The sequence below is a fragment of the Polaribacter sp. HaHaR_3_91 genome (assembly GCF_019278525.1).
Taxonomy (GTDB): domain Bacteria; phylum Bacteroidota; class Bacteroidia; order Flavobacteriales; family Flavobacteriaceae; genus Polaribacter.
Genome location: NZ_CP058986.1, coordinates 686,938 through 710,584 on the forward strand (window position 1 = coordinate 686,938; position 23,647 = coordinate 710,584).

Annotated in this window: 12 protein-coding genes; 9 read left to right on the plus strand and 3 right to left on the minus strand. The window is 30.1% G+C overall.

What is annotated here, in order from left to right:
• The 9 genes from H0I27_RS02810 to H0I27_RS02850 all read left to right on the plus strand — a co-directional run bounded on the left by H0I27_RS02810 (position 1) and on the right by H0I27_RS02850 (position 20,088).
• On the plus strand, positions 1-1,437 hold the full coding sequence (locus tag H0I27_RS02810; RefSeq protein ID WP_218732407.1) for a RagB/SusD family nutrient uptake outer membrane protein: 1,437 nt from the start codon (positions 1-3) through the stop codon (positions 1,435-1,437).
• 251 nt (positions 1,438-1,688) lie between these two features.
• Positions 1,689-3,062: a TlpA disulfide reductase family protein gene (locus H0I27_RS02815; protein WP_218732408.1), complete on the plus strand. Its 1,374-nt coding sequence runs from the start codon at positions 1,689-1,691 to the stop codon at positions 3,060-3,062.
• A gap of 215 nt (positions 3,063-3,277) precedes the next feature.
• Positions 3,278-6,082, plus strand: coding sequence for a pitrilysin family protein (locus H0I27_RS02820; protein WP_218732409.1), 2,805 nt, complete (start codon positions 3,278-3,280; stop codon positions 6,080-6,082).
• 15 nt (positions 6,083-6,097) lie between these two features.
• Positions 6,098-8,065, plus strand: coding sequence for a protein-disulfide reductase DsbD (locus H0I27_RS02825; protein ID WP_218732410.1), 1,968 nt, complete (start codon positions 6,098-6,100; stop codon positions 8,063-8,065).
• A gap of 278 nt (positions 8,066-8,343) precedes the next feature.
• Complete coding sequence (locus tag H0I27_RS02830; protein WP_218732411.1) at positions 8,344-12,180, plus strand: two-component regulator propeller domain-containing protein; 3,837 nt, start codon at positions 8,344-8,346, stop codon at positions 12,178-12,180.
• A 177-nt stretch (positions 12,181-12,357) separates the two neighbouring features.
• Positions 12,358-15,327 (plus strand): TonB-dependent receptor, encoded by a 2,970-nt coding sequence (locus tag H0I27_RS02835; protein ID WP_218732412.1) that lies wholly within the window; start codon positions 12,358-12,360, stop codon positions 15,325-15,327.
• Between the two features lie 10 nt (positions 15,328-15,337).
• The gene (locus H0I27_RS02840) at positions 15,338-17,083 is read left to right on the plus strand and encodes a RagB/SusD family nutrient uptake outer membrane protein (RefSeq protein ID WP_218732413.1); all 1,746 of its coding nucleotides are present in this window, start codon (positions 15,338-15,340) and stop codon (positions 17,081-17,083) included.
• Between the two features lie 97 nt (positions 17,084-17,180).
• Positions 17,181-18,284: an alkaline phosphatase gene (locus tag H0I27_RS02845; protein WP_218732414.1), complete on the plus strand. Its 1,104-nt coding sequence runs from the start codon at positions 17,181-17,183 to the stop codon at positions 18,282-18,284.
• A gap of 7 nt (positions 18,285-18,291) precedes the next feature.
• Positions 18,292-20,088, plus strand: coding sequence for an alkaline phosphatase (locus H0I27_RS02850; protein ID WP_254713132.1), 1,797 nt, complete (start codon positions 18,292-18,294; stop codon positions 20,086-20,088).
• A 466-nt stretch (positions 20,089-20,554) separates the two neighbouring features.
• On the opposite strand, the gene H0I27_RS02855 is transcribed toward H0I27_RS02850, so the two are convergent.
• From H0I27_RS02855 to H0I27_RS02865, 3 genes are read right to left on the minus strand one after another with little or no spacing between them, the layout of a single operon-like run.
• On the minus strand, positions 20,555-21,577 hold the full coding sequence (locus tag H0I27_RS02855; RefSeq protein WP_218732415.1) for a UDP-glucose--hexose-1-phosphate uridylyltransferase: 1,023 nt from the start codon (positions 21,575-21,577) through the stop codon (positions 20,555-20,557).
• Between the two features lie 15 nt (positions 21,578-21,592).
• Positions 21,593-22,744 (minus strand): galactokinase, encoded by a 1,152-nt coding sequence (galK, locus tag H0I27_RS02860; protein WP_218732416.1) that lies wholly within the window; start codon positions 22,742-22,744, stop codon positions 21,593-21,595.
• Between the two features lie 11 nt (positions 22,745-22,755).
• Entirely contained in the window at positions 22,756-23,646 is an 891-nt protein-coding gene (locus H0I27_RS02865) for an aldose 1-epimerase (RefSeq protein ID WP_218732417.1), read from the minus strand.
• Position 23,647: the final 1 nt, after the last annotated feature.

Below are 23,647 nucleotides of genomic sequence, written 5' to 3' on the forward strand. Positions count from 1 at the left end.
ATGAAACTTATAAACATAAAAATTAAAAAATTGAAGGTAGCTTCTGCAGTTTTAATTATTGCTTGTTTAAGCAGCTTATTTGTAAGCTGTGAAAAATTTGTAGAAATAGATGCTCCCCAAGGAGAACTGAGTTCAGATAATGTATTTTTATATGAAGAAACAACTGAATCAGCGATAATAGGCTTGTATCAGCTACTTGGATATAGTTATAATGGTACCTTTACTGAGGCAAGAATTGAGCAATATACCGGTATATCTGGAGATGAGATAACTACCAACCATAGAAATACTGATGTAGGTGCGATTGGAGATAACAATATTGAGATAGATAATCTGATTGTGTTCAATGATTTATGGACGGATTCTTACAATAAATTAATCTTGGTAAATCCAATTATAGAAGGATTAGGAGATAATAATGTGCTTTCTGAAGATTTCAGAAATCAAGTTTTAGGTGAAGCCTTATTTTTTAGAGCCTTTTTCCATTTTCATTTAGTAAATATATTTGGAGATATACCGTATGCTAATACTAGTGTTATAGCAACATTAAATACGTTAAGCAGAATGCCTACAACAGAGGTATACGAGCATATTATTGCAGACTTAAAAGAAGCACAGTCTTTAATGGCAGATAATTATGATCATGCAGATGGTAAAAGAAATCGCGCAAACAAAAGCGCAGCAACTGCATTGTTGGCCAGGGCTTATTTATATACAGAAGATTGGGCCAATGCAGAAATAGAAGCCACTAAGGTTATCGAAAACCCTACATATATATTAGAGCCTAATTTAGATGATGTATTTTTAAAACCTACAAGAGAATCTATTCTTCAAATATCAATTAATGAAACACGAAACCAGAACGGTTATGCTCAAACCTTTGTAATTGGTAGATTTGGTTCTCCGTTTGGTGGCGGTTCATGGAGCGCATATGAATTAACCGACCAGTTATTTAATTCTTTTGAAACTGGAGATGCACGATTCGATCATTGGGTTGGTATAGAAGATAACTCTAGAGGAATATTTCATTATGCCCATAAATACAAGAAAAATTCATTTTTTAATAGAGATGCACCTGTAGAAGAATTAGTATTTTTAAGATTTGCAGAACTGTTTTTAATTAGAGCTGAAGCAAGAGCTCAATTAGAAGATATTTCTGGCTCTCAAGAGGATGTTAATATGATTCGTAATCGAGCTGGTTTAGAAAATACTACAGCCAACACTAAAGCAACCCTACTTGATGCTATTGCTCATGAAAGACGCATAGAATTAATGGTTGAAGGAGGGCACCGTTGGTACGATTTAAAGCGCACGGGTAAAGTTGATGCTGTTGTTGCGCCTCTTAAGTCAATGTGGGAACCTACAGATGTTTTATTCCCTATACCTATTCAAGAAATATTAAACAACACTAATTTAACTCAAAACCCTGGATATTAAAAATTGTACTTCCAAAAGTAGGAGTAACTAAAACTTTACAGTTTATTTTAATTGTTGAGATCTCTTTCTAAATTTTATTTTTAATAAGTTAGAAAGAGGTAATAATGATACTTTAGAAATAACATATAGGAATACAGCTTTTGTATAGCTTAGTTTTCTTACATGTATGTTCTAGGTATAAAACCATTAATTACAATTATATTTTATTCAAACTAGATAAAAATAAAATTTTATAAATAATAATGAATCTTATGAAAAAACAACTTTTTATTATCGGAATGGCTGTATTAGCCTTTTCTTGCAAGCAAGACCCTGCTATAGATTATGCTCTTATCTCTGGTAAATTATTAAATAAGACTGATAACCAAGTATTATTGTCAGGTGTTAATGATCGCTCATTTAGAAAAAAAATAGAAATATCTAGTGATGGTACATTTAAAGATACCATTAGAGGATTAAAAGGATTGTATCAAATAAATTACAATAAAAAGCGAACCCAAATATATCTAGAAAGTGGCTACGATTTAACTATTAATGCAGATTTAGAAGAATTGGGTAAAACCATTGAAATAAATGGCAAAGGTGCTGTAGAAAACAACTTTCTTAAAGCTAGAGCTAAAAAAGCTAAAGAACTAGAAGGTGCCGAAAATATCTACATTTTAGAACAAGATGTATTTACAGAAAAAATAGATACAATCACTTCTTCTCTAAATCAATTATTAGAAAACACAAAAGAGATTTCAGAAAGCTTTAAACTAGCACAACAAAAAGATATAAAATACACTTACCTTATTAAGCTAACAAACTATGAATTTTACCATGGACATTATGCTAAAAAAAGAGGCTTTAAAGTTACTCCAGATTTTTTAAATGATTTGCAAAATGTTGATTACAATAATGAAGAAGATTATGCTAATTCTACAGCTTATAAAACTTTATTAGGAATACATTATAAAAATAAAGCTAATGAATTGGGAAGATCTGAAAACATTAGTAAAGATATTGCTAATTTAAGAACGTTTTCAGCAATTAAAAGCGAAACGATAAAAAATGCATTATTAAACTCAACTATAGCTAATATTACTAGAACAAAAAACCTTGAAGAATATTACACGCTCTTTATGGCTACTTCTACAGATGAAAAACAAAAGAAAAAAGTAGAAAAACTATATGAAAGTTTAAAGAATGTTCAAGAAGGGAAAGTATCTCCTAAATTTGAAAACTATATTAATTATGCTGGAGGAACGACGTCTTTAGAAGATTTAAAAGGTAAATTTGTTTATATAGATGTTTGGGCAACATGGTGCGGACCTTGTACAAGAGAAATTCCTTTTTTAAAGGAAGTTGAAAAACAATATCATGGAAAAAATATAGAATTTGTAAGTATTTCAGTAGACAAACAAAAAGACTATGAGAAATGGAGAACGATGGTCAAAGAAAAAGAACTTGGAGGTATTCAATTATTTGCGGACAACGATTTTAAATCCAAGTTTATTAAGGATTATGCAATTAATGGTATTCCTAAATTTATTTTAATAGATCCTTCAGGAAACATCGTTGATGCTAATGCCCCAAGACCATCAAACGCAAGGTTAATCACATTGTTTGACAAACATGAGATTTAGTTTTTATTAACTATTTTGTATTCAAATAAAACATATTTAATCTCAATCCTTCTTAGTATTACTTTGAGTTAGTCGCAATAAAAATTTAGAAAGATTGCAAAAAGGGTTATTTGAAAAAGTAATCCTTTTTAATTTTGTTAAGAATTTTTAAACCTTTTCTTCCTCTTAACTATTTTTAAATAAAAACATAATTTAATTTTTAGTACAATATATATATGAAATATTTTCTTTCAGTATTAATAATGCTATCAACTGGTTTTTTAGCCATTAGCCAAACCATTGATTTAAATCAACCTTTAGCCGTCGATAACAGTATCAAAAAAGGTGTTTTACCAAATGGATTAACTTATTACATTAAGAGTACAGATGTTGTAAAAGATGCTGCGAGCTATTACATCATTCAAAATGTAGGTTCTGTTTTAGAGAACGATGATCAACAAGGATTAGCTCACTTTTTAGAGCATATGGCCTTTAATGGTACTCGTAATTTTCCAGGAAAAAGTATGTTAAATACACTGCAGGCACATGGAGCTGTTTTTGGAAAAGACATAAATGCATATACTTCATTTGATGAAACTGTGTATAATATGAATAACATTCCAACCAAAGATGGTTTGGTAGATACTTGTTTAACGGTGTTAAGCGATTGGTCTAATTTCTTATTATTAACCGATGAAGAAATAGATGCAGAACGTGGTGTAATAAAAGAAGAATGGAGAACTAGACAGAATGGGCAAATGCGTTTGTTTAGTAAATCTTTACCTATTACATTTAATCACTCCAAATATGCGGATAGACTTCCTATTGGCCTGATGTCTATTATTGAAGGTTTTGATTATAAAATGCTTCGCGATTTTTATCACGATTGGTACAGAACAGATTTACAAGCTATAGCTGTAATTGGTAATTTTGATGCTGAAACAATCGAACAAAAAATTATTGAAAAGTTTTCAAAAATTCCAGCTGTTGAAAATCCTAGAGAACGCTTTGTGGTTGATATTCCAGAAAGTAAGGGCCTGATGTACAGTTTAGGTATGGATCCAGAAATTTCTACAGCAAAAATCTCATTTGGAATACGTCACAAAAAATCTTTAAAAACTGAAACTGTAGCGGATTTAAAACGTTCAATTTTAGAGTCTATGTCAGTGAGTATGCTAAATGCTAGAATTTATGAACAAGCACAAAAACCAGAAGTAACTTTCTTAGGCGCTGGGATGGGGTATGGTGGACTTTCTAGAACATTTAACAGCTTAAGTATAGGTGTGTCTCCAAAACCAAATAAGCAAAAAGAAGCGTTTTATGAAGTGTTAACAGAAGTTGAAAGAGCTGTTAAATTTGGTTTTACTCAATCTGAAATAAACAGAGGCATTGTTAAATACAAAACAGCATATGAAAACAGAATAGCAAAGAAGGAAAGTGTTAGTCACAAAAATATCATTAAAGCTATTCAGAACAACTATCTTAAAAATGAAACAATTTCAGATATAGAAAATGAGTATGAAGTTGTATTGCAGATTTTTAAGAATCTAACGAAGGAAGAGTTACATACTACAATTAAAAATCTGTATGCTAAAAATAACAGATATTTAAATGTTACAGGAGTAGAGGGGCAAGATAATTTAACTAAAGGCGAAGCTTTAAATATTCTTAATTCGGTTAAAAAAGATGAAACTATTGAACCATATCAGGAAGCAATGGGTGGTAAAACCTTAGTGTCAGGTATTAATTTTGAGTCTGGTGAAATTGTAGAAACAGTTGTAAATAAAGACCTGAATTCAACAACTTATATGTTGAATAATAACATTAAAGTACATTATAAATTTGTTGATAAAGAAAAAGATAAGGTTGCTTTAAAAGCTTTCAGTTATGGAGGAACATCTTTGTTGCCTATAGAAGATTTACCTTCAGGGAATTTCGTAAAGAGCTTAATTCAAAAGTCGGGATTAGGAGATTTTAGCGCAACCGATTTAAGAAAAGTGTTAGCCGGAAAAACAGCCAATGTAAGCATCGGTTTAGGCGCAATTAACGAAAGTGTTTCAGGGGAATCAAATACAAAAGATGTAGAAACCATGTTGCAAATGGTGTATTTATATTTTGTAAAACCCCGATTTGAAGAGCCAGCTTTTAAAGTGCTTAAAAATAGCTTAGATAACTACCTTATTAGAAAATCTAATAGTGTTGGAGATAAAATGAAGGATAGCTTGACAGTGGCTATTTATGGCGAAAATAATCCTAAAGCACGCCTTTTTGATAAAACATATATTTCTGAAATTAAATTTGATAAAATAAAATCAATTTATGAATCACGATTTCATGATGCTTCAGATTTTGAATTTTTTATTGTAGGCGATTTGAAAGCAGAACAATTAAAGCCATTATTAGAAAAATACGTTGCTGGTATTCCTACATATAATACCAAAGAAACTTATAAGGATAACAGGCCGGAATGGATTTCAAATAAAATTAATGATGATATTTATTTAGCTATGGAAGATCCAAAAGCGACAGTAAATATAATCTATAAAAAGGAAGTGCCATACGCTATTAATAGTGCTATTTATGCTAATGTCTTGGGCGATATTCTTCAGTTAAGAGTAACAGAAAGTATTAGAGAGTCCGAAGGAGGCGCATATAGTCCTAGAGCAAATGCATACTTATCAAGAGAGCCAAAATCTGAATTAAGTGTGTCTTTTAAATTTGATTGTAATCCTGAATTGGCCGACAAATTAGTCGATATCGTAAATGCTGAACTACAAAATATAGTAGCAGGAAATGTAAGGGAAGAGGATTTAAATAAAACAAGAACAAATTTTTTAAAGGAACGCTTGCAATCAAAAGATAAAAATGGTTACGATATGAGTTTATTAACCAATTTTTATCGTTTTAACTTAAACTTAAATGATCCCAAGAATTTTGAAGATATTGTAAACAAGATGTCAATTAAGGATATTCAAGATATCGCAAGTCAAGTTCTACAAGATGGAAAATCCTATCATGTCGTTTTTAAGCCAAAGGAATAATTAAAAGATTTTTTAATGAAAAATATATTATTAGCAATAGCCTTACTTACAATTAGTTTTGTAAAAGGCCAAGTCTTAGATCCCGTAAAATGGATTACTTCAGTAGAAAAAATTTCAGAAACGGAATATAATTTAATTTCCACAGCTACTATAGAAGAAGGTTGGCATTTATATTCTCAAACCGTTCCAGAAGATGGTCCAATACCAACAACTTTCGTTTATGACGATAGTGAGAGTGGGTTTAATATTATAGGAAATACCGAAGAGGAAGAAGGACATATTGTTGATGATCCCGTCTTCGGAATGGAAATTAAATTTTTTGAAAACAAAGCAACGTTTAAGCAAAAAGTTGAAGTGGAATCTGAAAAATCTAACATTTCTGGATTTGTTGAATTTATGGTTTGCGACGATGCCCGCTGTTTAGCTCCAATAGAAGTTGATTTGACGTTTCAATTAAACAGAGATTTAGTAAATAGAATTGAGGCCGTAAAAAATGATGTTATTGATAATAGCATGCGTCTTGAAGAAATTCAGGAAGAAAACAAAGGGCTATTTGCTATTTTTATTATAGCTTTTTTCTCTGGTTTTGCAGCATTGTTAACTCCCTGTGTGTTTCCAATGATTCCTATGACGGTGAGTTTTTTTACCAAGCAAAGTAAAAGTAAGGCTGCAGGTGTTAAAAATGCTCTAATTTATGGTGCATCCATCGTTATTATATATGTACTACTAGGTATTCTTGTTAGTGCTATTTTTGGTGCAGATGCCTTAAATGCCTTATCAACAAATGTGTGGTTTAATATTATTTTCTTCGTATTATTAATCGTTTTTGCTGTATCCTTTTTAGGTGCTTTCGAAATAGTATTACCAAGTAGTTGGGGAACAAAAGTTGATGCGCAAGCTGATAGAGGAGGTATAATAGGTATCTTTTTTATGGCACTTGCCTTAGCTATTGTTTCTTTTTCTTGTACAGGTCCTATTGTAGGTACTTTACTTGTAGAGGCTGCTGCAGGAGGTAGTCAAATAGGTCCTATTGTAGGAATGTTAGGTTTTTCATTAGCCTTAGCAATTCCGTTTGCCTTATTTGCCGCTTTTCCTGGTTGGTTAAATTCATTACCTAAATCTGGTGGATGGTTAAATACTGTTAAAGTTGTATTAGGGTTTTTAGAATTAGCATTGGCATTTAAATTTTTATCAAATGCAGATTTAGTATTGCAATTACATTGGTTAGAACGTGAAGTGTTTTTAGCTATTTGGATTGCTATTTTTGGAGTGTTAGCTTTCTACTTATTTGGTAAAATACAATTATCACATGATTCTCCTTTAACACATATTTCTGTAGGAAGACTTAGTTTAGGAATACTTTCTTTAACATTTACAATTTACATGATCCCTGGATTATGGGGTGCACCATTGAATTTGATTAGTGCATTTCCACCGTCACAAAGTTACAGTGAATCACCTTACGGAGTCGGGTTTTCTAAAACAGGAAGTTCACAAAGTAATACAAATCACTCAGTAATACCCGATGGCGCACATTTAATGGCTCCACATGATATTATGGCTTTTAAGGATTATGATAAAGGGTTGGCGTATGCTAAAAAAGTAGGAAAACCAGTACTCTTAGATTTTACAGGATATGCATGTGTAAATTGCCGTAAGATGGAACAAAATGTTTGGCCAAAAGATAGAATACTTTCAATTTTAAAAAATGAAGTGGTCTTGATTTCTTTATATGTAGATGATAAGAGACCTTTACCTGTAGGAGAAGAAATGGAATCAAAATTAAGACCAGGGAAAAAGTTAAAATATATTGGTCAGAAATGGAGTGAATTTCAAACGATCAAATACCGAGCAAATGCACAACCTTTTTATGTTTTAATGAATCATGAAGAAGAAAATTTAACAAACCCAACAGCTTACACACCAGATGTTGAAGAATATTATGTATGGCTTCAAAAAGGAATTAAAAGTTTTGAAAAATAATATTTTCAATATGAAATAGTTTTGATGTTGTAGTCAAAACTATTTTTTAGTATTATTAGAAATTTAATGCTATTAACCAATTTATTTATTCATGATAAAAAAGTGAAATTAATGCGGTAACACTTGTTAGTTGTTTATAAATTTAATTTTATTGAAAAAATAATATTTATAAACCTAAAACGGGTAAGAATTTTAAAGGCATAATTTTTATTTACTTAACCTAATATTTATATTAAGGTAATCTTAAAAGTATATTCTTGTGGGTTTAAATATACACTATGACAAGAGTAGTATTATTCATTTTTTTTATAACATTACAAACTTTTGGTCAACAAATTAAATTTGATAATTTTTCGATAAACGAGGGTTTATCTAATAATTCTGTAAAAGATATCGAAAATGATATTAATGGAGGTTTATGGATTGCAACTTGGGATGGTTTAAATTATTTTGATGGATATATATTTACTTCCTTTAAACATGACATTAACAACAGTAATTCCATCGCTGGTAACTACATCAGCAAAGTTAAACAAGATATAAAAGGTACAATTTGGATTATTACAGAAGATGCGAAAATAAGTAGATACTTAGGTAATAAAAAATTTAAAAATTACACTTTTAAGAACAAACCAAATGATATCTCTGTTACAAAAGATGGTAATATTTTAGTTCACACTCAAAATAGCTGTTACGAATTTGTTGCTGGTCAATTTAAAGAAACCAATAGACAAACATCAAAAATAAACAACAACGCTTTAAGTAGCATTCTTTTAACAAAATACCCAAACCTTATTATTAATGATGTTTTAAAAGATAAAACAGGTAATATTTGGTATGCCACTCGTAAAAATGGTTTATTCATCATTAAAAATATATTAGACAAAGCCAATAAATATCATATAGAAAATTACACAAAAGACCCTTATTCTAAAGAAAGTTTTAAAAGTAATGAAGTAGAAACTTTACACGAAGATTATTTTGGAAACATTTGGCTTGGCTTAAAAGATGGTGGAATTAGTATGGCGTATTCTAATTCTGATAAGATAGCATCTATTGCACCTCACCCAATAAAATCTCCTAACATTCCTAATGAAACTTTACGTGCAATAACCAAAGATCTACAAGGTAAACTTTGGTTAGGTTATTACACAAAAGGACTATATAATTACAATTCTACTTCTAAAAACTACAAAGAATTTATAATTAAAGAAGCTATCAATGAGCCAGATTGGAAACGTATAAGGTCTTTGTTTACCGCTTCTGATGGAACTATTTGGGCAGGAACTTATGCTGGAATTATTAGAATAGAAAAAAATGGAAATTATAATTTATATAATTCTAAGAACAATAAAAACATACCTAACAATAGAAATTATTCTATTTACGAAGATAGTGATAAACAATTATGGGTTGCTTGCTGGGGTGGAGTTGCTAAATTTAATCTAAACACAAATAATTTTGAGTCTTTTATTGGACAAGAATTAATTCGTAAATATCATATTAGAAATTTAAAATTGATAGATAACGAGCTTATTCTTGCTACAGAAAATAATGGACTACAATTATTAGATATTAGCAAAGGAAAATTAAAAACAATAGAAACCCAAAATAACCTTTCTGATTATCATAAAGAGCAAAAAAACACTTTAAAATCTAATAATAATAATAATAATAATAATAAAGGTTTAAAATTAATTGATATTAAAAATGGCGAATTACAATCTATAAATACTAATAAAGGTCTTTTAAGTAATAGTATTTATGCTGTTTATAAAGATGAAAAAACAAATTATTATTGGATTGCATCACTTGGTGGATTAAGTGTTTTTAGTAAAGAAAAAGGTATTATTAAGAATATTACAGAAAAAGAAGGTTTACCTAGCCAATTAATTTACGGTATTTTAGATCATAAAGAGCAAGTTTGGTTAAGTACTACTAAAGGAATTGTTGTGATTGATAAAAAAAGTTTTGAAGTAAAAACTTTTCATCCAAAAGGAGGTTGGCAAGTTTCTGAATTTTCTGAAGGCGCTTATTATCAGGGTGCTAAAGGTGATTTGTTTTTTGGTGGAATTAATGGTTTAAATTATTTTAATCCTAGTAATATTCAGTTTAATAACACTAAGTCAAAAATTAAATTACTGGTTGATGATAGTGAAAACTTCTCTCCAAATATTATAAAAAGTCATAATGAAAATCAGATTAGTATTGATTTAATTCCGATTAGATTCCCTAAAAAAACAGAGAAAAATATCTATTATAAATTAGAAGGCTTAGATAGTAATTGGACTTTATTAGATATCAATAACAACATAAAATATCAAAATTTAACTTCTGGAAGTTATAATTTTTTACTTAAAGAAGGAAAAGAAAATGAAGAAGAATTACTTTTCTCCTTACAAATAAAAAAGGCTTTTTATAAAACGAACTTATTTTATGTGCTCTTATCAGTATTTATATTAATTACAGCAATAATACTTATCTACCTTAAGAATTTAAGAACAAAATCACTTCAAAAAAACCTAGAAAAAAAGATTTTAATTCGTACAAATGTCATCGAAAATCAAAAAAAAGATTTAGAGGTTATTAACAATCAATTAGATGAAAAAAATAAAGAAATTTTACGTCAAAAAGAGACACTTTTAAAACTACATAACAATCTTAAAAATGAAGATTTTGAAGTCGAAAAATTTAAAACATTTGTTTTATCAGAGTTTCAAGAACCTGTTTCTAAAATTTTACAAACTGCAAATTGTTTGTCAGAAAATTCTGATGATAAAAAAACTATTTTAGAAGAGTCTAACAAAATGGTAAACCTAATTTCTGAATGGAATTATCTAAGCCACGTAAAAGAAATTGGAGCTATTAAGACTTCTGTAATTAATTTATTTCCGGTTTTAAAAAACAGTATTAATAAGTTAGAGGAATCTTTACAAACCAATAAAGTAGATTTTAATTTTAATATAGACACTTCTATTAATTGGGTAGAAATAGATGTTTTACGTTTTCGTTTAATGCTACAATACTTTTTTAATGACATTAATAAATACTCAGATAATAGCAGTAAGTTAAACTTAAAAATCAATTATAAGAATTCTTTTGTAATTATAGAAATTTCCTCTAATAGTGATCTTTTAAAAAATAATTGGTACAGTGTTTTACATTACAGTCCTTATTTTAAAGCGTTACAAACTCTTTTGGTTGATTTAAAAGGAAAACTTATTAATTATAATTTAGACCAAGAATTTAAGGTAGCATTACAAATACCAATTACTAAAATAAACCCGAAGGATAAATCTATAGAAACTATTTCGTGGAAACATTTTAATCAACAAGAAAATTTATCTGCAGACAAAAAAAATGTATTAATCTTTAGTGATGAAGAAAATTTTGCAGCTGCAAATCAAATTTTAGAACATAATAATTATAATTTAATTTTTGAAAACTCTGCAAATAATTTAAACTCGATTACCAAACAAATTCAGATACATATTGTTGTAATCTATCAAGTTTCTTTCTCTAAAGATCTTTTATATTTTATCAATAATTCTGATGCAACAAAAAACAAGAAAATCGCTATAATTTATATATCAGAAGATATTAATTACGAACTAAGAGAACAATCGATTGAGTTTGGTGTAGACACTCTTATTCAGCTTCCGGTAAGTGAATCTTTTATTCAAAAAAAAATAGACTCTTTAATAAATAGAAAATATGTTTCTATTGAAGAAAATAAATTTCAAGAAAAAATATTCGATATTTTAACAGGTAAAGATCTTGTTTTAACGGCTAATGATAAATTATTAAAAAAGAGTTTAGAAGTTATAAAGAAAGAATTACATAACTCTTCTTTTAATGTAGAAATGTTGGTAGACTTATTAGATGTTTCTAGGGTAAAGTGTTATCGATTATTTAAAGAGCGGTTAAAACAATCTCCTTCAGATGTAATTATGTCTCTTAGACTACAAAAAGCAGAAGCTTTGTTAAAAACTAAAAAATTAAACATCTCTGAAATAAGTTTTGAGTGCGGTTATAACGATCCAAAATATTTTGGAAAAGCATTTAAAAAGCATTTTGGAAAAAGCCCTAAAGAGTTTAAAGATCAATTTAACTAAACCGTTTGTTGCTGTAGGATTTTCTTAACGTTAGGGAATTGTTACTGTAACGAAAACACACCTAATCTGCTTCTTTTCTATGCTGATTTGAATGATTAATACTCTTTGATGAAACAAAAACACCCCAACCAACACTTTCTGTAAATTAGTTTTACCACAATTTAAAAATCAAACTAGATGAAAAAAATTTATTTAATTTTAATACTTGCATTAGGTTTTACTTCCTATTCTATTGCGCAAGTTAACGTGTCTGGAACCGTAGTTTCTGATGCAGATGGAATACCAATACCTAATGTTTCTGTTGTTTTAAAAGGACAGCTTAATACAGGAACTATAACAGATTTTGATGGAGTTTTCTCTATCAATTTAAATGATGAAAATGGCGTTTTAATATTTTCATATTTAGGTTATGAGACTAAAGAAGTTCTTTATGCTGGAAACCAAAAATTAAATATCATTTTAAAAGAAGAAGCAAATTCTTTGGATGAGGTGGTTATAGTAGGTTATGGATCTCAAAAAAGATCTGATGTAACTGGAGCAATTTCTTCTGTAAAAAATGAAGATTTTAACCAAGGAGTTGTTGCAAACGCGGGTCAACTTTTACAAGGTAAAGTTGCCGGTGTAAACGTATCTTCTTCTAGTGGTGAGCCTGGTGCTACACAAGATATTGTTATTAGAGGTGTTGGTAGTTTGCGTTCTGGTACTACTCCGCTTTATATTGTAGATGGTTTTGCATTAGATAATTCTGGTAATGGTATTGCTACTAATCCGTTAAACTTTATAAATCCACAAGATATAGAAAGTATAGAAGTTTTAAAAGACGCTTCTTCAACTGCAATTTACGGTTCTAGAGCAGCTAATGGTGTTATTGTAATTACTACAAAAAAAGGAAAAAAAGGAAGAAACAAAGTAAACTTAAACGTCTCTAGTGGTTTTTCTACGCTAGCAAATAAAGTAGATGTTTTTACTGCTGATGAATTTAGAGCTAATGTAACTGCCGTAAATGGTACTTTAATTGATGGAGGAGCATCTACAAATTGGCAAGATGAATTAACAAGAACTGCGGTGTCAAAAAACATTAACCTTTCTATGAGTGGAGGTACAGAAAATTCTTCTTACGCAGCTTCTGTAGGTGTAGATGATCAAGAGGGTATTTTAAGAAACAGTAACTTAAAACGTTACTCTGGTCGTTTAAACTTAACTCAAAAAGCAATTGACGATAAATTTAATGTTACTTTTAATTTAACAGCGACTAAATTAGACAATATAAGACCTAATTCTGGTAGTGTTGTAAGTGATATGCTAAGCCTTAACCCAACAGACTCCCCTTATGAAAATGGTGAATTAAAAGGAAACTTAAGTAACGATATTTTAAATCCTTTTATTGGAGAAACAATTTATGGCGATTACACAAACAACAACCGTATTTTGGCTAATATTTCTCCTTCTTATAAAATTGCAAAAGGTTTAACTTATAAATTAAATCTTGGTGTAGATTATTCTATTACAGAAAGAGATGTGCAATACATGCCTTACGCTACAGAAACAAATACAACTTTAGGAAGCTTAAATACAGCCACTACTAAAAACAGCAATACTCTTATAGAGAATACTTTAACGTATAGTTTTCATAAGAAATTAAGTAGTTTTACTTTGCTATTGGGACATACCTACCAACAAACTGAAGTAAATCAAAAACAATTTTATTTAGAAGGTTTTCCAGATAATGGAGTAGAGCCAAGATATCAAATAGAAACGGCAAACCAGCAAACAACTCAGTCTGCTTATGCTACTAAAAATGAGTTGCAATCTTTCTTTGGTAGAGTAAATTATACCTTTAATGATAAATATTTAATGACTGCAACAATGCGTGCAGATGGTTCTTCTAAATTTGGTGAGAATAATAAATATGGATATTTCCCTTCTGTTGCCTTAGGATGGAACATCAATAAAGAAAATTTCTTGAAGGATTCTGATAACATCAACAACTTAAAATTAAGAGCAAGTTGGGGGCAAACGGGTAGTCAAGAAATTCCTTCTAAAATAACACAAGCTAGTTATACAGAAAGTAATACGGATAACAACACATACCCATTAGATTCTAGCGCATCAGATTTAGGCGGATATCCTTATGGTTCTATCTTTACTCGTTTAGCAAACCCAAATATTCAATGGGAAGTTTCTACACAGGCAAATATTGGTTTAGACTTTGGTTTATTTGGTAACAAGTTGACAGGTACAATCGATTATTTTAATAAAATTACAGACAACATTTTATTACAAGTTACTCCTACAGATCCTATTGTTCCGGTTTCTAGTTATTGGACTAACATTCCTAATATGGAAATTAGAAACAACGGGGTTGAAATTGCCTTAGATTACAACAATACTATAAATAAAGACTTCACTTATAATATTGGTGGTAACATTTCTATCACTAAAAACGAAGTTGTAAACTCTCCTTATCAAATATTAACAACTGGTGCCGCACAAGGTTCAGGACAAACAGGAGCTACAATTAATGGTGTTTTAAACGGAGAAGCTATTGGTACTTTTTATGTTCAAGAATTTACCGGAATTGGAGAAGATGGTTTAAATCAATTTGCAGACATTAATAATGATGGTGAAATTTTAGATGATGACCGTATTGTAGCTGGTAATGCTTTACCAGATTATATTTATGCATTCTACTTAAATTTTAATTACAAAAAATTCGATTTAGGGTTAAATTTTAATGGAGCTGGTGGTAATAAAATTTACAACCACGTTGCTATGTCTTCTTTTAACAAAGGAAATTTAGCCAATTCTTTTAACACGACAGATAGAGCTGTAGAATATTTAGATGAATCTGCAACAAATTCTAACTTAGTTTCTACAAGATATTTAGAGGACGGAGATTTTTTAAGATTAAACAATGCAACTTTAGCTTACAATTTTACGCCAGAAGCATTAGGTCTTGGAAATAGCATCAAAAATCTTCGCTTATCAATTACAGGTCAAAACTTATTTGTGATAACAGATTACAGTGGTTTCGATCCAGAGATTAATACAGGAAGTCCTGTTGGAGGTATTCAAACTTTTGGTATCGACTATTACAGTTATCCAAAAAGTAGAACAATCCTTTTAAGTCTAAATGTAGAATTTTAATAAGACAAAAATGAAAAACATAATAAAAAATACAGTATTTGCAATTAGCATTCTATTAATGTCTAGCTGTAGTGATTTAAAAGAAGAAGTTTTAGATGAATCTTTAACTGGTGCAGGACAAGCAGAAGCAATTAGTGGAGCAATTGCACCTGCGTACGGTCAGGTTGCTTGGACTTGGAGACACACAAACTATTACGGTTTGCAATTAATACCAAGTGATGAGGCAATTTTACCTTACAGAGGAGGTACAGATTGGTATGATGGTGGTAAATTTTTAGCGGCTCATTCTCATTCTATAACTTCTACAAATGATTTGGTAAAAAGTGCTTGGACAGAACTTACAATAAATATTTCTAGAACATTAACTGCTATAGAAGTTCTTACGCCAATGGCTGAAGAAGGAAATACAGAAGCAGAAAGTGCTCTTTATGAAATGAAAGCGCTTAGAGCTTATTTAAATATGTTAACTTTAGATAGTTGGGGACTTGCATTTAAAAAAGAATCTTCTAATGAAAACTCAGAAATTCTTAGAGGGCAAGATGCAGTAGATTATATAGAAAGCGAATTGTTATCTGTTGTTGATGTGATAAATACTGATAAAGGTTCTGGTAGAATGACACAATCTGCCGTTTGGGGATTTTTAGCAAGATTAAATCTAAATGCTGCTGTTTATAGAAATCCTTACGGAACTCCTAATTTTACAACAGAAGACATGGATAAAGTTATTGAATATACAGATAATATTATCAATTCAGGTAAGTTTTCTTTATCTCCAGAATATTTCGATTTATTTAATGATAGTAATAGCAATAATGCAGAATTAATTTTCGCATTAGATCAACGTGGAGTTTTAAAGAATGAACATAGCCGTTGGGCATATTGGTCTTTACCAGGTTCTATGTTTCCTAGGCCAGAATTTACAAATGCAGATGGTACAGATGGTCCTGCAATTACATCAGACTTTTACCAAACTTGGGTAGATGCTTATGGTAGTGTAGATCCTGCAGACGCAGATCCTAGATTTCTTCAGAAAAATACCCAAGAAGTTACTTATGGTTTAGATGATCTTACAGGTCTTTCTCCTTTAAATGACGAAGATCATTATTACTGTGTAGGAGCAGAAGATTTTGAAATAGACAGAGGTATTTTAAGAGGAGTAACTTGGGCTGTTAGAAAAGATGAAAATGGTGCTTTTTATACTTGTGATGAAGGTTATAGAATTTATCCAGTAAAGCAAATTAAAGGAAACGGTACAGATAAAAATGTAGATTACGTAAACCTTACTCAACAAGCAGATTTTACAAACGAAGGTAGAGCACACCATACAGGTTATCGAGTTTCTAAATATCAATTTAGCCACACTTCTAATAATGGAAATAACTACAGTAGTGTAGACTTAGTGTTAATGCGTTATGCAGAAATTTACATGATGCGCGCAGAAGCTAAATTAAGAAAAGGAGATGTTGCTAGTGCTTTAGCAGATGTAAATACAATAAAAACATCAAGAAATGCACGAGAACCAATAGCAACCGCTCTTTCATCAATAGATTTAGATGTATTATATAGAGAACTTGGTTTTGAGTTTTATTGGGAGGGTTTAAGAAGAACAAATCAAATCCGTTTTAGTCACTACGAAGATTCATGGACAGAAAAAACAGATACAGATGTAAATAATAGGTTATTTCCTATTCCACAAGTGGCTATAGATGGAGCTTCTAACACGCCAGGGTATTTAGAACAAAATAAAGGATATTAGTTGTTTATTGTTTTATTTTAAGGGAGCTCTTTTATAAAAATAGCTCCCTTTTTCTATTATAATATTAATAAAAATATACTTTCAAATTTTTTGAAAAATGAAGAAAATTATAATACTGAGTTTAATTTCTATGTTTTACATAGGATGTGAAAAAAAATCAGAAAAAAGAACCCAAGAAGAACCGTTAAATATCATTTTTATGATTGGTGATGGTATGGGACTTACCCAAATTTCTACTGCTTTTTATTTTGGAAAAGAAACGCCTAATTTTGAGCAATTTAAAAATATTGGTTTTATAAAAACACCAAGTACAAGTCATACAATTACAGATTCTGCGGCAGGTGCTACTGCTTTTTCAACAGGAGAAAAAACATATAAAAGAGCCATTGGCATGTCTAAAGATAGTTTGCCTTTGCCTACAATTTTAGAAACTTTACAAAAAGAAGACTATCAGACTGGTTTTGTAACTTTAACACCAGTTACACATGCAACTCCTGCTTCTTTTTATGCACATGTAAAGGATAGAGACTTACATGAAGAAATCGCTTTAGATTTAGTAAAATCTAATGTAGATTTTTTTGTTGGTGGAGGTTTAAAATACTTAAAACGTAGAACTGATAAAAAAGATTTATATACAGCGTTAATTGCAAAAAACTACCAATTAGATTCTGTGAGTTTATCAAAGTTTGATGTAAACAAAAAGAACGGATATTTACTAGCCGAAGAAGGTTTGCCTTCTAAAACAGAGGGTAGAAAAAGTTTTTTACAAGATGCAACTCAATTAGGTTTAGATTATTTTACTAAGAAAGGAAAACCATTCTTTTTTATGATAGAAGGTTCTTATATAGATTGGGGAGGACATGCAATGGATGCAGAGTTATTAAAACAAGAAGTCTTAGATTTTGACAAAACAATTGGTGTGGTTTTAAGATACATAAAAGAACATCCAAATACACTTTTAGTGGTTACTGCAGATCATGAAACAGGAGGTGTTAGTATTGGTAAATCTTATATGATAGATGAAGAAACCGGAGAAAAATCTGAAGAAGTAGATAATGTTTCTATCAATTTTAACAACGATCAACATAGTGGAACTTTAATTCCGGTTTTTGCAGAAGGGGAAGGTTCAGAAAATTTTCAGGGTATTTATGAAAATAATGAAATTTACCATAAAATGTTTAAAGCAATCAATAATAAATAAGATTAAAATGAAACAAAAAACAAATATATTTTTAATAGTATTGGTTTTCTTTTTAGGATTAAACAATACAGTTATTGCACAAGAAGAAGTGATGGTTCATTCTCACAACGATTACAATCAATCAGTACCTTTTTGGAATGCTTTTGCAAACGGAGCAACTTCTTTTGAAGCTGACATTTTTCTAAAAGACAACAATTTGTTTGTTGCTCATAATTATGAAGATATTTCCCCATCAAAAACATTAGAAGCTTTATATCTAAAGCCATTAGAAACTGTTTTTAATATGGAGTACAAAAAGGAAGAACAATTAATCCTTTTGATTGATATTAAATCTGATGCTTTTAAAACCTTAGAAAAACTTATAGAAGTTCTAAAAAAACATACTTCTATAATTAACAATAAGCAGATTAAAATTGTTGTTTCTGGAAACAGACCAAAAGCTAAAGATTATGTCAATTATCCTGATTTTATCTTTTTTGATTATCAAGAATTAGAAACTTCGGTTTCATCAGAAATTTGGAAAAAAATTGCTATGGTTAGTTTAGATTTTAAACAATTTTCTCAATGGAATGGAAAAGGAAGGTTAACACATGATGATGAAAATCGTATTGTAGAGGTTTTAGAAAAAGCAAATAAAACGAATAAACCTTTTCGTTTTTGGGGAAGTCCAGATTCTAAAAGAGCATGGAGAACTTTATCTGAAATGGGAGTTGCAATCATAAATACAGATCATCCTTTTAAGTGTGTTAATTATTTTAAATCTTTACCAAGCAGACTGGTAACTTCAACTACTTTTTCTGAAGTTTACAAGCCAAGTTTTAACAACGATCAAAAAGACTCACCTGTTAAAAACATTATTTTATTAATTGGAGATGGAAATGGTTTGGCTCAAATTTCATCTACAGCACTTGCAAATAATGGCGAATTAACTTTAACTCAATTAAAAAGTATTGGCTTTATAAAAACACAAGCTGCAGACGATTTTACAACAGATTCTGCTGCTGCAGGTACTGCTTTAGCAACCGGAGTTAAAACAAATAACAGAGCAATTGGTACAGGAGTAAATGGAGAGCCTTTAAAAAATATTACAGAAATTTTAAGCGAACAAGGTTTTTCTACAGCATGTATCACTACAGATAATATTTTAGGAGCAACACCCGCTTCATTTTACGCACATGCAAAAGATAGGTCTGATGATTCTATAATTTCTAAAGATTTAATTAATAGTAGACTTAATCTTTTTATTGGAGGTGGAGCTTCTACTTTTAAAAAGACAAACCTTACGGATAACTTTAAAATAGTTTCATCTTTTAATGATTTAAAAAATACTACGGATGACAAAGTAGGTTTTTTTATGTCTGAACATGGTATGAAATGGATTACAGAAGGAAGAGGTAGTGTTTTAGCTGATGCAACCAAAACTGGGCTTAATTTTTTAAGGAAAAAACAAAAACCTTTCTTTTTGATGATTGAAGCTGCAAAGATAGATCACGCAGGTCATTCTAATGATACCGCAGGAATTTTAGCAGAATCGATAGATTTTGATAAAGCAATTACAGAAGCTTTAATATTTGCAGATAATAACCCAGAAACTTTGGTTATTATAACAGCAGATCATGAAACATCTGGTTTTAGCATTCCGCAAGGCGATGTAAAAACACACCAAATAGAAGGTTATTTTGCTTCTTATGATCATACTGCAATTATGGTTCCTATTTTTGCATATGGAGCTAAGTCAAACGAGTTTCAAGGAGTTTATGAAAATAATGAAGTGTTTTCTAAAATACTTAAAGTTTTAAAATAGATAAAGATAATAGCAAATATTTTGTATAAGTTGCTTAATAGTGATTTTATACAAAATCGGTTGTATATAATTATGTAAAGCTATAGGTGTACAAAAAAAATACATTTATAGCTTTATACATGATCCATTTTTTAAATCAAAAAGTATATTTTTTCTTCCAATGAATGAGTCTTTTTGATAACCAATCTTTTTATCATAAACTTTATAGATATCAATCCAATTTTGAATGTTTAATTTTCTAAATTCCTTGATTAATGTGTAAAGTTTGTTATTTCAGGCAGAGTGGAAGATTATTTAAGGTTTGTCAGTTGTTATTTTAGAAAGACTATGAGAGTTTATTTATGAGATTGCTTCGTGCGATATAATTACAGTTTATAAATAATGGGTGTGTAACATATTAAAAATAAAAAATCATCTAAAAATTGCTTTTTAGATGATTTCCTTTATTTCTATCAGTCTGTAATTCCTACAAACAATCTTTAATCATTTTTACTGCTTGTTCTGCAGTTATATCTCTTTGAGGAGTTCCAAACATTTCGTAACCAACCATAAATTTCTTTACAGAAGCACTTCTTAATAAAGGTGGATAAAAACTCATGTGGAAATGCCAATGTTTGTTGTCATTACCATCTGTTGGTGCTTGATGAATTCCGCTAGAATATGGAAAAGAAGTATTAAAAATCTTGTCGTATGCTTTTGTTAATACAGAAATTGCTTCTCCGTATTGTAACGTTTCAGCTTCTGTCATTTCTAAGATGTTAGCCAAAGGCCTTTTTGGAACAATCATTGCTTCGAAAGGCCAAATAGCCCAAAACGGAACTAAAACTACAAAACCATCATTTTCAAAAATAATACGTTCTTGCTTTTCTAATTCTTGTGCTAAATAATCACCCAATAAACTACTATTGTTGTTATTGAAGTAGTTTAATTGTTGTGTGTTTTTTTTATCAACTTCGTTTGGTAAAGAAGATTGACTCCAAATTTGTCCGTGAGGATGCGGATTACTACAGCCCATTACTGCACCTTTGTTCTCAAATATTTGAACGTAATTTATGTTTGGGTTTTCAGACAATTCTTTAAACTCTCTTTGCCATGCAAAAACAACTTTCTGAATTTCTGTAGCCGACATGTCTGCCAAACTTTTTGAGTGATCTGGGCTAAAGCAAATTACCTTACAAATACCAGTTTCACTCTGTGCTTTTAAAAGTCCGTCGTTTACGTTAAACGTTGGCGAATCATTTTGTAAAGCAGCAAAATCATTTGTAAAAACAAAAACGTCTTTATAATCTGGGTTTACTTCTCCGTTAATTCTTGTGTTTCCTGCACATAAATAACAAGATTCATCATGTGTTGGTCTTTTTTCATTATTAACTTCTTCATTTTGTCCTTGCCAAGGTCTTTTTGCTCTATGAGGTGAAACTAACACCCATTCTCCTGTAAGAATATTAAATCGCTTGTGCGAATAGTCTTGTAAATTTGTATTGCTCATTTTCTTGTGTTGTAATTATTGGTTTACGATATGTGTACCTTCAGAAAGTTCAATAAAATACACTGAACATTCATTATTAAATTCATTTTTATAGGCTTCAGATGCCGTTTCTGCAAAAGCTTTTGCTTCGCTTTTATCAATTAAATTAATGGTGCAACCACCAAAACCACCGCCCATCATTCTTGCGCCTAAAACGTGTTTGTTTTTCTTAGCCTGTGCTACTAAAAAGTCTAATTCATCGCAACTTACTTTGTATTGATTAGATAGACCTTCGTGAGATTGGTAAATTAAAGCACCTAACAATTCTAAATTATTGTCTTCAATTGCCTTTGCTGCTTTTATGGTTCTGTTATTTTCTTGAATTACAAATAAGGTTTTTTGATAATTTGCAGGTGTCACTTTATCAGCAACAGTTTCTAAATCTGCTTCAGTAGCATCTCTTAATGCCTTTATGTTTAATAATTCAGATACACTTTCGCAAGCAGAACGTCTGTCATTATAAGCACTGTCTGATAAACTATGTTTAACGTTGGTGTTTATCAACATTAATTGATGATTTTCGAAATCAATTTTATAAGGATTCGATTCTACAGTTCTACAATCTAAATGCAATGCATGGTCTTTAATACCAAACATACTAGCATATTGATCCATAATTCCGCAGTTTACACCTACATAATTATGCTCTGCTTTTTGAGATATTAAAATCATTTCGTGTTTGGTTAAACCTAAATCAAACAATTCATTTAAACCAAAAACAACACTATTTTCTAAAGCAGCAGAAGAAGACATACCTGCACCTCCAGGAATATTTCCTTTAAAGATGATGTTGAAATTGCCAATCACTTTGTTTTTATTCTGTATTTCTGCAACAACACCAAAAACGTAGTTTTCCCAACTTCCTTCTTTAGAAGGCTTTATTTTATCTAATTCAAATTTTATGGTACTGTCTAAATCTAAAGCGATGGCTGTAGAGTTATTAGCGTCAGTTTTTTGAATAGCAGCAGCAATACCTTTATTTACAGCTGCTGGAAATACAAAACCATCATTATAATCTGTATGTTCTCCAATAATATTAATTCTTCCAGGAGAAAAAATTAATAAAGGTTCCGTTTTAAATTCTTTGATAAATGTCTCTTTAACATCCTTAATTAGTGTTGCACTCATAATTTGCTTCGTTAATTGTTGATTATGTTTATTTTCCAAACAATGGAATATTTTTCATTAGGGTCTAGTGTTTGTAATCCTATTTTATTATTAAAACTATTAGAAACACCTGTGGTTGGCTCAATGGCTATGGTATTTAATCTAGGTGGCGTATATGCTTGTAAATAATTTTTGGTACCTGAAGATTGAAAGTTTAATTGATATTTAGGAGTGTTAAACGCTACTTTGTCAGAATTTAAACCCCAACAATCATCCAATTGTTTTTTCTCGATATCTAAATGTATCATAGAATTTACAGTCTCAGAGCCAGTAGTAATATTACGGTCACCAATAATTAATTGTTGATCACAATCAAAATTTAGAGAACTTTTTGCTAAATTATCACTGATGAAATACGGGTGCCACCCTAAAGTAAACGGAAAAGGTTTAGCGTCGGTATTTCTTACACTAACAGATAAATCTAGCCCATCATTTGTAAAAATATAAGTAACTACAATTGTGTATGTATACGGAAAACCATCATTTCGTATGTTTTCATTATACTCTACAGTTATTTTAGCATTATCTGCAGATGCTTCTTTTGCAATTACTTTAAACGTTTTATTGTACACAAAACCATGCAATGCATTTTGCTCTTCTTCTTGGTTTTTTTCTAATTGAAAATCTTCATTATTAAAAGAATATTTTCCATCTTTAATTCTATTTGCAAACGGAAATAAAATAGAAGAGGCAAATGTAGAATCGTATGTCAATGGAGCTAAATCTTGAATAATGGCATTTCCGCCTAAAGTTAGTTCTTGTAAACTAGCTCCTTCATTTAGATGAATTTTACCAAAAACCGTGTTTTCAGTATTTTTTACTTCTAAAATATTTGTTTCTGTGTTATGGTTTATGGTATACAAT